Below are 12,322 nucleotides of genomic sequence, written 5' to 3' on the forward strand. Positions count from 1 at the left end.
GCCGGCCTATCAGAACTTCCACGCCGCGCCGAACTGGAACTGGCGCGGCGGCCCGGCATTGCGCTGTACGAACGGCGCGCCGCCGCCGAACTGCACCTGGTTGGACGTGCTCGCCGCATTGGCAAAGCCGGAGCGGTTGTTGGCGTTGAACAGGTTGAAGATGTCCGCGCTGAACTCGATCGCGCCGCGCCCGATATCGAGCGCATAGCGCGCGCCGATATCGACCTGCGTCGACCAGGGCAGCCGCCCGCTGTTGCGCCCGACACCCGGATAGCGGTCCGAATTGCCGACAAACGCCTCGCCGAACGACTGGCCGTCACCGTTCAGGTCCTGCGTGCCGAAAATGCCGGCGTCGGGGATGAAATTGACCGGCTGGCCCGACTGGAACAGCCCGGCGGCGGTCAGCGTCAGCCCGTCGACGGGATAGAGCGATCCGAATGCCGAGACGACATGGCGGCGGTCGTTGGCCGACGGGCCGAAATCGGCGGCGAAGTCATTGCTGTTCGACGCGCGGAAATTCAGGTCGTCGGTATCGTTGGTCAGCCGCGACCAGGTGTAGGACAGCCGGAAATCATAGAAATCGCCGCCGCGCACCTTGTTCACCTGAAGGTTGAGCGCCCGATAGGTCGACCGCCCGCCGCTCTCGGTGACGGTGATCTGGCGTGCGCCACCGGGCACCAGCGCCACCGGCCGGCTGGCATCGGCCACAGCCTGGGTGCGCACCAGCCCCAGCTGGCTCGCCAGCGCGATCCGCGCGGCATTGTCGGGCAATGCGCGCAGCCGCGCGATATTGGCCTCGGTCAGCGCCGCAAGATTGGGGGTGAACGGCGCGGGCGCGTTCAGGTCGCGCAGCCGCACCAGATCATAGGAGCGGTTGTAGATCAGATCGACCGCGATCGACAGCTTGGCCGACGCCTGGAACTGATAGCCGCCGCTCAGCTGCAGCGCATAGGGATTGTCATAGCCATCCGGGTTCAGGATGCGCGCTTCGTTGATCAGCGCGGTGTCGCGCAGCCCCTGCACCGCTTGCGGCGGCGGACAGGCGCTGACCGTCGCGCAGCCCGGCGACACGGTCAGGTTGCCGTCAAAGGTCAGCGCGGCCAGATCGACGCCGCTGCGGATGATCCCGCGCTGCTGCAACTGGCCAAGCTGGGCGCGCAGCGCGGCGGCGGTCGTGTTGCGCTGAAGCGCGTCGGAAATGATCGTGTAGGGGATTTTGCCGGTGAACAGTCCCGCCCCGAAACGCAGCGCCGATCGCGCATCGAGCTTGTAATTGAGCGCCAGGCGCGGCGCGACATTGTCGAAATCCGCGCCGCCCCCGCCCTGTTCGGTCAGGCTGTCATAATCCCAGCGCAGCCCCAGCGTCGCGGTCAGCTTCGGCCCGATCTGCCATTCATCCTCGACATAGGCGGCGAACAGCGTCTGGCCGGTGCCAAAGGTCTGCGGCCGCAATTCGACCGAATAGTCGATGACGCGCGGGTTCAGATTGAGCACGTCGGCAGCGGCGAGGTCGAGGCCCAGCCCGCGCGCGTTGAGCGCCGCGATCTGCGCCGGGGTCAGCTCGACGGTGAAATTGCCGTCGACATTGCCGCCGCCCAGCAACGCGAAATCGGAATGGATGACGTCGATCCCCGCCGACAGCCGATGATTGCCCAGCCGCCGCTGCAGCCGGTGGCGCGTCTGCCACGTCTCCTCCAGATCGTCGAAGACGAAACCGGGGTGCCCGACCACGCCGATGGTCAGCCCGCTCTGGTCGCGGATCGCCACCTGCGGCCCCGCGCCGTTGACCGGCCGGCCATAATCCCAGCGAAAGCGGCTGTATTGCAGCGCGCCGTCATAGCTCCACACGTCGCCGGCATAGGCCGCCGACAGCGCGACCAGCGTCGAATTGCGCGCCTCGCTCGATCCCGCCGAGGGAAAGGTGACGTTGCCGCCGCCCAGCGATCCCCCAGGCCGCTCGATCGACACGCGACCGAAATTCCCCCGCAGCGCGACGTTCCAGTCCTCGGTCAGCCGGTGGTCGATGCGGAAAGAGCCGAGAAGGAAGCGGTTGTTCCCAGTGACGTTGCCGACCGTGCCCAGTACCGGCGCATCGACGATATTGGTGTTGGTGTCGCGGGTATATTCGAAATTGACGTAGAAGAAGGTCCGGTCGCGCTGCAGCGCGCCGCCGATCGCACCGCCGCCCTGATAGCGTTCGAAGCTCTCGCCCACCGGATTGCCCGTCAGGTCGCGGCGCGGAAAGGCCGACCGCGCGTCGAGCGGCCTACCGGGACGCACGAGCAGATAGGTCTCGCCGTGCAGGTCATTGCTCCCAGATGGCGAGGTATAGTTCACCACGCCATTGGCGGTGCGCCCATATGCGACCGAATAGCTGTTGGCCAGCACGGTCACCTCGCGGGTGAAGCCCAGCGGCACCGGGAATTTCGGCCCGCCCAGGAAATTCTCGTTATTGTCGAGCCCGTCGATCAGGTAATTGGTGAACAGGCCATTGGCGCCGTTGATCGAGATCACCGGGGCTTCGGGAAAAAAGCCCGTCGACGGCACGACATTGGGTAGCCGCACCAGCGCGGTGATCACGTCGCGCCCCTCGATTGGCAGTGCGCGCAGCGTTTCCTCGGGCAACGTGCCCGCGATCTCGGCATTGACGGTGTTGATGTTGGTGACCGCGCGGCGGCCGGTGACGATCACGTCCCCCTCCCCCGGCCCGACCGCCAGCGTGACCGCGCGGATGTCGCCCGAACGCAGTTCGACCCCGTCGACCGCGATCGGACCGTGGTCGTCGCCCGCCGCGACCGTGACCCGATAGCGTCCGGCGGTGGTGATGCCGTCGATGCGCGCGCGGCCATTGGCATCGGTGGTGACCACCCGCGACTGGCCGATATCGGGATTTTCCACCGTCACCTGCGCGCCCGCGACGGGTGCGCCGCCATCGTCGCGTAGCACCGTGATCTGGATGCCCGCCTGTTGCGCGATCGCGGTGACTGGGGTCGCGACGCCGATGCACGCCGCGATCATCAGTCCGCGCCGGTAGCTGTTGTGTTTCAACATGTCCCCCCTTCTTCCCATCTCGATCGATCCGCCCCGCCGGTCATCCGGCCTTTCGCGTCAGAACCGGCACGGCTGACCCCGCCTGACGAGGTGGAGGTCGGCAAAGGCGGCCTCGGCCGTCGCCCCGGTATTGTCGGTATCCGTCGCCACCGCGATCAGCGCGATCCGGCCCATGTCGGTGCCGAACGCGCGCTTCAGGTCGGCGGCGACGTCGCGCCGCTCGCTGACCCATTGCCCCGCGCGCAGATTGCCCGACTGCAGCACGAACATGCGTGCGCGGTCGGTATAGGCATTGGGCACCACCGTTCCGACCGGGGCCTTGTTGTCCCAGACATAGTTGAGCGCCCCGTCGGGCAGCAGCTTGCCAAAGCGCGCGCGGCCGATCGCCAGCTTCATCCGCGTGCCCGCCGACATCGCGTCGCGCGGCAGGTCGATGCCGACGAAGATCCGTGCCGCCTGATCATCGCCCTTCCGGCTGCGGATGTCGGCGGCCTCGATCACGCCCGCCACGCGCCAGCGCCAGCACAGGACCGGCGTCGCGTCGAGCGCGAAGTCGACCTCGCGCGCGAACAGCGCCTGGCTGCGCACCGCGCGCGCGGCGATGGCCGCGATGCCGCGCTCACGCACCAGCCGATATTCGGTCTTCGGTACCCGCTTGTCGATCGCCACGACCGACCAGCCCGCGCTGCCCATGTCGAACCGGCCGAAATCGTCCGCATCGGTCGCCGGCCCTGCGCCGGCCGCGACCGCGCCCAGCATGAGGATCGCGAGCGACGGTCGGCGTAGACGGGAACGGATGGTCGCGATGCGCAAGGAAGGTCTTTCCGATGGAAGCCGGACGCGGGGCAGCTACGGCGCGGGGCGACTGATGGACGCGGCCGCGCTCAGCCTGCCTTGTTCAGCCGCCAGTCGTAATCGAGATAGCTGATGCTCAGCTTGCCGGCTTTGGCCTGCGCGGTCGCGGCGGGGCTCAGCCCGATCCGGTCGCCATAAAGCGCCAGGAACGCCGGCAGGCTGCGCGCGCCGCGCCAGCCCTTCTCGAAATCGCCGCGATACCATTTGAAGATGCTCGACACCGCGACCCCGTTGCCCTGCACGCGGTTGCGAGTCCGGTCGCCCAGAAAGGCGCGCGTCGCCGCCTCAAGCTGCGCGTTGAGCGTCGCGCCGCGATAGGCGGAGGTCGCCAGCGCCGGACAGCCGATGCTCGCGCAATTGACCGCAAAGTGGATGCGCGGATCGTTGTAACGCCCGCTGCCGCGGATCATGTCGTGCTCGATATTGTCCAGCGTGACCATCTTGCCGAACAGACTGACGACGGGCTTCGACCACGGGCCCTGGATCAGGCTGCCCAGGTCGCGGATCGATGCGATGCCCGGATAGCCGGTCAGCACCAGATCGACCGTGGCGGCGTTATAGACGTTGATCAGGAAGGCGAGCTGATCGGGCTTGGACCAGCCGTCAAAGGTCGCGCGGCTGACCTTCGCCGCCGAGGCCAGATAGCCTTTCAGCGCGGCGCGGTCGCGCGCCATGCCGTCATAGCGGACCTGCGACGACGCGCCGCCGCGGACGACGACCACGTGCCGCTTCACCAGCGCGTCCCACCCGCCATGGTCGAACCCCTGCGCCTGCGCGGCGGCGGGCGCGAACAGCATCAACAGGACCAACAGCAACCGGCGCATCGTCGTCATCCTCTCATCCAGCCATGATAGCGTTCCAGCCAGCGCAGCACGCCCTGCGGTGCGTGCGCGCGCTTCCATTCCCCCGCGACATATTTGTTGGCCTCGGCCATCGTCGGATAGCTGTGGATCGTGCCGAGCAGCTTGTTGAGGCCGATGCCGTGCTTCATCGCCAGCACATATTCGGCGATGATCTCGCCGGCATGGTCGCCGACGATGGTCACGCCGAGGATCCGGTCCTTGCCCGGCGGGGTCAGCACCTTGACGAAGCCGTGCGTCGCCCCGTCGGCGATCGCACGGTCCAGTTCGTGCAGCTCGAACCGGGTGACCTCGTGCGCCACGCCCTTTTCGCGTGCATCGCTCTCGCTCAAGCCGACGCGTGCGACTTCGGGGTCGGTAAAGGTCACCCACGGAATGACCCGGTAATCCGCCTTGTAGCGGCGGAACTGGCCGAACAGCGAATTGACCGCCGCATACCAGGCCTGATGCGCGGCGACATGGGTGAACTGGTACGGCCCGGCGACATCGCCGGCGGCGTAGATGTTGGGATAGAGCGTCTGGAGATATTCGTTGGTGATCACGGTCCGCCCGGTCTCGATTCCCAGCGCCTCCAGGCCATAGCCGGTCAGCCGGGCGACGCGCCCGACCGCGACGATCAACTGGTCGAACGCGATTTCCTCGGTCGCGCCGTCGCGCTCGACGATCAGCCATTGCGTGCCGTCGCCGCGCCGCTCGCACCGGACCGCCCGGCTACCGGTGCGGACATCGACGCCCTCGGCCCGGAACCGCGTTTCGACCAGTTCCGACACGTCGGGGTCCTCGCGCGTCATCAGCCGCGGGGCCATCTCCACCTGCGTCACCTGTGCGCCCAGCCGCGCAAAGCTCTGGGTCAGCTCGCACCCGATCGGCCCGCCGCCGAGTACGATGATCCGCGCCGGCATCTCGCTGAGTTCGGCGAAACGGTCCCACATCGTGTCGCTGGTGACGTAGCTCACGTCTTCCAGCCCCGGGATCGGCGGGACGAACGGGGTGCCGCCGGTCGCAATGACGATGCCGCGCGTGGTCAGCCGTTCCTCGCCGCCGTCGTTGCGCTTGATCGCGACGGTCCAGGGATCGACGATCGTCGCATAGCCCTGGATCACCTCGACCCCCAGCCCGGTATAGCGTTCGACGCTGTCGTGCGGCTCGATGTCGCGGATCACCTGCTGGATGCGCGCCATCACCGCGGGAAAGGGGACGGTCGGCGGCGTGTCGGTCAGGCCGTAATGGCTGGCGCTGCGCATCTGGTGCGCGGTCTTGGCGCTGCGGATCAGCGCCTTGGACGGCACGCAGCCATAATTGAGGCAGTCGCCGCCCATCTTGTGCGCCTCGACCAGCGTCACCTTCGCCTTTACAGCCGCCGCGATATAGGCGGAGACGAGCCCGCCCGCCCCTGCGCCGATCACCACCAGATTGCGGTCGAACCGTCGCGGGCGTTGCCATTTGGCATAGACCTGCCGCGCCTTGATCCAACCGACCACGCCGCGCGCGATCCACGGAAAGATGCCCAGCGCGACGAACGACGCGATCAACCCCGGTGACGCGATCCCTGCGAGCGACTCGATGGCGGCCAGCTGGGTGCCGGCATTCACGAACACCGCCGTGCCCGCGAACATCCCGGCCTGGCTGACCAGATAGAAGGTCCCGATCCGGATCGTGGTCAGGCCCATCAGCAGGTTGACCAGGAAGAACGGGAATGCCGGCACCAGCCGCAGCGTGAACAGATAGAATGCCCCGTCGCGCGCCACGCCCGCATCGATGGCGCGCAGCCGGTCGCCGAAGCGCGCGCGCACCAGGTCGCGGAACAGGTAGCGCGACGCCAGGAAGGCGAGCGTGGCACCGATCGACGATGCGAACGAGACGATGACCGTGCCGAGCACGAGTCCGAACAGGGCGCCGGCCGCCAGCGTCAGGATCGCCGCGCCCGGCAGCGACGCGCCGGTCACCGCGACATAGACCAGGAAAAAGACCGCGATCACGGTCAGCGGCGACCGCTCGTAATAGCCCGCAAACTCCGACTGGCTGCGTTTCAGGCTTTCGAGAGTCAGCAAGCTGCCGATATCGAAGTAGAAAAACGCCACGACCAGTACGCCGATCAGTCCCAGGATCGCGATTCTTCTGATCAACGCCCTCTCCTCAAATCAACGCAAGAATTTGAAAAATACCCGTGCCGATACGATGGAACCTTCGGCCCTGTTCCTTTTACGGTGTAAGCGGTGTCCAGCGGATTGGCCAACACAAAGTATATCTTCGACCGTTGTAACCTTCTGCGTAAGGGAGTCGAACCACATTGTTCGCCCTTTTGTTCGTTGAGCGGGATCGTCAGCGGTGCGCCCGGTCCCGTCAAGGCAGCGGGCGTGGCGGGCGGGCGTCAAATTGGGGGCGGGCGTGCAATCGATCTACTGGGTGGTGACCTTCGCCTGCCATCGGCGCTGCCGGCACTGCTATGACGACCGCTTCCGCCCCTATGTTCGCGGCGCGCTCGATGCCGTCTTGGCGCAGGGCGAGCGGGCGATTCCCCGCATTCTCGCCAATCTGCCCGACGACATGCGCTGGCGTGACGCGGGCGGACGCTGGCACCCGACCCAGCTCGTCCTTGCCGGCGGCGAGCTGCTGATCGACGGGGTGCGCCAGCGGCTGTTCCACCCCCTCCTCGCCGGGATCGCCGATCGCTGGGGCACGGCACGTCCGCGCATTTCGGTCCAGACGACGGGCGACATCCTGACCGACGACCTGCTTGCGGACATGCTGGCGCGCGGGGTCGACACGGTCGCGGTTGCCAGCATCGACGATCACCACGCGGGCCATGCGGGTCAGGCAAAGTTCCGCCTGATGGACCGGCTGCGCGCGATGATGACGCATCACGGCATGGTCGAAATCACGCCCGGCGACCCGCGCCCGGTGCCGCGCGCCACGCCAACCTTCCTCTTCTTCGGGGCGCAACCCGACCTGTGGATCGGTGAGATCTGGCCGCGCGGCCGGGCATGGCTGAACGGCCTGTCCACGGCGGACTATACGACAAATTTCTGCGCGCGCTGGTCGGGGGGCAAGGGCTTCCTCGACATCGGTCGCGCGGGATCGGAAGTGGCGATCGAACCCGACGGCTCGCTCTATCCCTGCTGTCTGAAGACCGCCGCGCCGCTCGGCAATCTGACCGAGGAGCGGTTGCTCGACATTCTCGCCGACCTTCGCGACGAAGCTGCGCTCCAGTCGATCAATCGCGGCGATCCCGAGGGGATGGGGCTGGCGTCGGGATGGTCGCGCGACGACTTCCGCGCACGCGCCGCGACGGCGGATCCTCTGGGGCGCGCGTTTGCCAACCCGTGTATCGGGTGCGACCGCTATTTCGCCGAGCGGCTTGGCCCCGTGCTCGCCGAGCGGCGCCGCCAGCGACTGGCGCGACGTGGCCCGCCCGACCTCGCGGTCGAGCGACCAGTCCCGATTGCGTGAAGGCCGAAGGCCGGGGCGGCACCGCGCGTGGCGCGGCGGCCGCTTCCCGCCTTACTTCTTGCCGAGCGAGAGCCCGCCGAACCGCTTGTTGAAGCGCGCGACCTGGCCACCCGAATCGAGCAGGCGCTGGTTGCCGCCGGTCCACGCCGGATGCGCCAGCGGGTCGATGTCGAGCTGCATCGTGTCGCCTTCCTTGCCCCAGGTGGAGCGCGTTTCGAACACGGTGCCGTCGGTCATCTGCACCTTGATCATGTGATAATCGGGGTGGGTATCTTTCTTCACGTCGTCATGCTCCGTCAGTGGCTGGTTTCCGACCAGCCGGACAAGGAAGGCGGCGCACTACACGCCGACTTTGCGAATTGCAACCACGCGGGGTTGCAGAACACCAAGAAAGACTGTCACCCCGGGCTTGACCCGGGATGACGGAAGGTTCTGGTCCCACGATGACGGCGTGTGCTCGATTAGCCCGAATTTCACGCCGACGGCGCGTCGGCGATCATTGCGGTGAACGCAGCGCTGGCGGCGAGCTGATCGCCGAGCAGCGCCCGGCCCTCGAACTTGCACACCGTGGCGCGTTTCTGGACAAAGGCGACGTCGAGGGTCAGCAGCACGCCCGGCTCGACGGGCTTGCGGAACTTGGCCTGCTCGATCGCCATGAAGTAGACGAGCTTGCCCGAACCGGCGAGGCCCAGGCTCTCGACCGCCAGGATACCCGCCGCCTGCGCCAGCGCCTCGACGATCAGCACGCCGGGCATGATCGGCCGGTCGGGGAAATGCCCCTGGAAAAATCCCTCGTTGATCGTCACCGCCTTGGTCGCGCGGATCGACCGGTCGAGGATGAGGTCCTCGACCCGGTCGACCAGCAGCATCGGGTAGCGATGCGGCAACGCCGCCATCACCCGCCGGATATCGAGCGGGCCGATGGCGGTCGGGGTGTCGGCCGCGTCGCTCACCGACCCTCGGGCCGCGGCGTCGCCGGTGCCGGGGTGCCGGCGGGCGCGGTGCCGGCGGCGGGACGCTGCGGCGGCGGCGGCGCGGTCACGCTGACGCTCGCGAGCTGCTGGTTGAGTGTCGTCAGCACGCCGTCGGTGATGTCGACGGTGGGTGCGGAAAACAGCACGCTGCCGCGATCGACCGCGATCTGCGCGCCGCGCTGCTGCGCGACCTGCTGGACGATCGGCAGCATCTTCTCGACGATCTGCTGGCGGACATAGGCGGCGTTGCGCTGGACGGTGTTTTCCTGCTCGGCGACCTGGCGCTGCGCGGACTGCTGGCGCGTCTGGAATGCCTGGACACGCTGCTGGAGCGCGGCGTCCGGATTGCCCTTGGCGGCGTCGATCGCGGTCTGAAGCTGCTGCTGCTCGGTCTGCAGCGGCGTGCTTAGCTGCTGCGCGAGCTGCTGGAGCGAAGTCACCTGGCCCTGGAGCTGGGTGTTGGCGGCGCGGCACGCGGTGCAGTCGCGCAGCACGCGCTCGCTGTCGACCACGGCGACGGTGGCCGCGGGAATCCGCTGGGCCATCGCCGGCGTGGCGGCAAGCGCGGCGAACGACGCCGCGGCAACAAGAGAAGTCTTGGCAATACGCATTAGAATGCAGTCCCTACGTTGAAAGTGAAGAGCTTGGGGTCATCGCCCTCGACCGAGAGGATGTCCTTGGCAAGGTCGAGCCGGAGCGGCCCGAACGGTGAGTTCCAGTTGACGCCGACGCCCACCGAGACGCGTGGCCGCGGGGAATCCCCCAGGAAACGCTCGATGAACTGGAGCTGCGGCGCGTTGGCGTTGCCGGCCGCGTCGGTCGCCGCGGTCGTGGACGAGAAGGTGCCGTCGGCATTGCGGCCGATAAACAGCGGCGCGCCGTTCGGATCGGTCGCCTGCGGCGCTTGGAGGATCGGGCGGGTCACGCCGAACAGCGCGCCGACCTGCACGAAGACCGACGGCCGTAGCCCGAGCTCGGCCACGCTGGCACCCAGTGGCGGCTCCAGCTCGATCTTGCCGAGATAATAGGCGCGACCGCCGAGCGGATCGTCGGTCCGGTCACGACGTCCGGTCAACAGCTCCTGGACGCCCGTCTGCGGATCGATGCCGGAGAAGAACAGGCGCTGGACGCGCGGCCCGACGCCGCGGATCTGGAAGCCGCGGAACTGCGGTTCGCCCAGATAGAAGCGGTCGATGATCCGGACCGGGTCGATGCCTTCGCCCGGACTATCCTGCAACGACTTGATATATCCGCCCTCGGCCCCGACCGAGAGCACCCAGCCGCGCCCGAACGACCAGTATTTGTCGAAATCGACCCGGCCGCGCAGATAGCGGACATCGCCGCCCAGGCCGGCGAAATCGCCGGACAGCGACAGCTGCTGCCCCCGCGTCGGGCGAAGGCGGCTGTTCAGGTTGCTGAAGATCAGCGCCAGCGTGATGCTCGACGTCAGCCGGTTGCCGATCTGGTCGCACAGGAATCGCCCGGCGCGCAGCGGGTCGCACACCCCGTTGGTGAAGAACAGGTCCTCGTCCAGCGTCACGTCGTCCTGCTGCAGCGTGTAACGGCCCGACAGCTGCCAGAACTCGGTCAACGGCACGCCGCTGACGATCGAGAAGCCGGTCGACACCTGCGAGAACGTGGTGTTGCGATCGTTGTTGATGAAGTTGAACGAATTGAAGTCGCGGCGGAAGATCGTGCCGCCGAGCAGGATGGGCTTGTCGAACAGGAAAGGTTCGGTGAAGCCGACCTCGGCCGATTTCTGGAACGAGGAATAGCTGACCTCGGCGCGCAGGTCCTGGCCGCGCCCGCGGAAATTGCGCTGGCGGATCGCGCCCTGGAGGATGAACCGCTCCAGGCTCGAGAAACCCGCCGACAGCGACAATTCGCCCGTCGACCGTTCCTCGACGTTGGCGGCGAGGACGACGCGGTCCGGGGCCGACCCTTCCTTGCGCTCGATCTCGAACTTGTCCTGGAAATAGCCGAGCGAGTTGATGCGGTCCTGTGAACGCTTGACCAGGAACGTGTTGAACGCGTCGCCTTCCGCCACCCGCATCTCGCGGCGGATGACCTTGTCCTGGGTCAAGGTGTTGCCGGTGATGTCGATACGCTCGACATAGGTCCGGTTGGCCTCCGCGAGCTGGAAGGACAGCGTCATCGTCAGCGCTTCGCGGTCGCGCTTATATTCGGGCCGGACGTCGGCATAGGCATAGCCGAACAGGCCGGCATATTCGCTCAGCTGGTCGAGCGAATCCTCGACCAGCTTGGCATTGTACCAGTCGCCCTGTTTGATCGGCAGCGTCTTGGCGAGCGCCTCGTCGTCGAAATCGCGGATCGCGCTGTCGACGGTGACCTCGCCGAACTTGTAGCGCGGGCCTTCCTCGACGACATAGGTGATGATGAAATCTTCCTTGTCCGGGGTCAGCTCGGCGACCGCGGAAATCACGCGGAAATCGGCATAGCCCTCGGTCAGGTAGAACTGGCGCAGCTTCTGCTGGTCATAGGCCAGCCGGTCCTGGTCGTAGCTGGTGTTCGAGCTGAACAGGCGGAACCAGCGCGACTGCTTGGTCGCCATCTCGCCGCGCAGCGTGTCGTCGTCATATTTCTCGTTGCCGAGGATATTGATCTGGCGAACCTTCGACTTGGGGCCCTCATTGATCTCGAAGATCACGTCGACGCGGTTCTGGTCGAGCGACACCATCTGCGGCTCGACCGACGCGGCGAAGCGGCCCTGGCGGCGATAGAGCTCGATGATGCGCGCAACGTCGCTCCGCACGCCGCTGCGCGTGAAGATCTGGCGCGGGGCGAGCTTGATCTCGGGCAGGATCTTGTCGTTCTTCAGCCGCTTGTTGCCTTCCAGCACGACGCGGTTGATGATCGGGTTTTCGCGCGTGCGGATGATCAGGTCGCCCGTCTCGACGCCCTCGATCGACACGTCGGCCAGCAGGTCGCTGGCATAAAGGTCCTTGATCGCCTGGTCGACCGTCTCGCTGGTATAGGGCTCGCCGACGCGCAGCTTGGTATAGGACAGCACCGTCTCGGGCTCGATGCGCAGCGATCCCTCGACGCGCAGCGAACGGATCGTGCGCACCTGGGGCGGGGTCGCGGGTGCGGCGGCCTGTGGCGGCTCGGGGG

9 protein-coding genes are annotated in these 12,322 nt (G+C 67.1%); 1 reads left to right on the plus strand and 8 read right to left on the minus strand.

Annotated features, from left to right (window positions below):
* Nucleotides 1-9: 9 nt before the first annotated feature.
* The 4 genes from AX676_RS03755 to AX676_RS03770 form a co-directional block, all read right to left on the minus strand.
* Complete coding sequence (locus tag AX676_RS03755) at nucleotides 10-3,051, minus strand: TonB-dependent receptor (RefSeq protein WP_066480928.1); 3,042 nt, start codon at nucleotides 3,049-3,051, stop codon at nucleotides 10-12.
* A 57-nt stretch (nucleotides 3,052-3,108) separates the two neighbouring features.
* Nucleotides 3,109-3,864, minus strand: a complete 756-nt coding sequence (locus AX676_RS03760) for a DUF3047 domain-containing protein (RefSeq protein ID WP_156437777.1) — start codon at nucleotides 3,862-3,864, stop codon at nucleotides 3,109-3,111.
* Nucleotides 3,865-3,935: 71 nt separating this feature from the next.
* A complete protein-coding gene (locus AX676_RS03765) occupies nucleotides 3,936-4,739 on the minus strand; it encodes a DUF547 domain-containing protein (RefSeq protein ID WP_066480932.1) in 804 nt (267 codons plus the stop codon).
* Nucleotides 4,736-6,892, minus strand: coding sequence for an FAD-dependent oxidoreductase (locus AX676_RS03770; protein ID WP_231726009.1), 2,157 nt, complete (start codon nucleotides 6,890-6,892; stop codon nucleotides 4,736-4,738). Before AX676_RS03770 ends, AX676_RS03765 begins: the two co-directional genes overlap by 4 nt.
* A gap of 262 nt (nucleotides 6,893-7,154) precedes the next feature.
* Here AX676_RS03770 and AX676_RS03775 point away from each other — a divergent pair, with 262 nt between their 5' ends.
* Entirely contained in the window at nucleotides 7,155-8,216 is a 1,062-nt protein-coding gene (locus AX676_RS03775) for a radical SAM/SPASM domain-containing protein (RefSeq protein WP_066480933.1), read from the plus strand.
* Between the two features lie 51 nt (nucleotides 8,217-8,267).
* Here AX676_RS03775 and rpmE read toward each other — a convergent pair whose 3' ends face one another.
* The 4 genes from rpmE to bamA all read right to left on the minus strand — a co-directional run.
* The gene (rpmE, locus tag AX676_RS03780; RefSeq protein ID WP_066480934.1) at nucleotides 8,268-8,498 is read right to left on the minus strand and encodes a 50S ribosomal protein L31; all 231 of its coding nucleotides are present in this window, start codon (nucleotides 8,496-8,498) and stop codon (nucleotides 8,268-8,270) included.
* A gap of 191 nt (nucleotides 8,499-8,689) precedes the next feature.
* Entirely contained in the window at nucleotides 8,690-9,169 is a 480-nt protein-coding gene (gene fabZ, locus AX676_RS03785; protein WP_066480936.1) for a 3-hydroxyacyl-ACP dehydratase FabZ, read from the minus strand.
* Nucleotides 9,166-9,801: an OmpH family outer membrane protein gene (locus tag AX676_RS03790; protein ID WP_066480938.1), complete on the minus strand. Its 636-nt coding sequence runs from the start codon at nucleotides 9,799-9,801 to the stop codon at nucleotides 9,166-9,168. Before AX676_RS03790 ends, fabZ begins: the two co-directional genes overlap by 4 nt.
* Nucleotides 9,801-12,322: outer membrane protein assembly factor BamA (bamA, locus tag AX676_RS03795; RefSeq protein ID WP_443026322.1), on the minus strand; the 2,522-nt coding region annotated here is incomplete at its 5' end. The genes bamA and AX676_RS03790, both read right to left, overlap by 1 nt.

This window comes from Sphingomonas sp. CCH21-G11 (assembly GCF_001555965.1).
Classification (GTDB): Bacteria; Pseudomonadota; Alphaproteobacteria; order Sphingomonadales; family Sphingomonadaceae; genus Sphingomonas.

Bases quoted from the DNA above. Each gene is read 5' to 3' on its own strand.
- AX676_RS03755 (WP_066480928.1), bottom strand. From the start codon at position 3,051: ATGTTGAAACACAACAGCTACCGGCGCGGACTGATGATCGCGGCGTGC.
- AX676_RS03790 (WP_066480938.1), bottom strand. From the start codon at position 9,801: ATGCGTATTGCCAAGACTTCTCTTGTTGCCGCGGCGTCGTTCGCCGCG.
- AX676_RS03765 (WP_066480932.1), bottom strand. From the start codon at position 4,739: ATGACGACGATGCGCCGGTTGCTGTTGGTCCTGTTGATGCTGTTCGCG.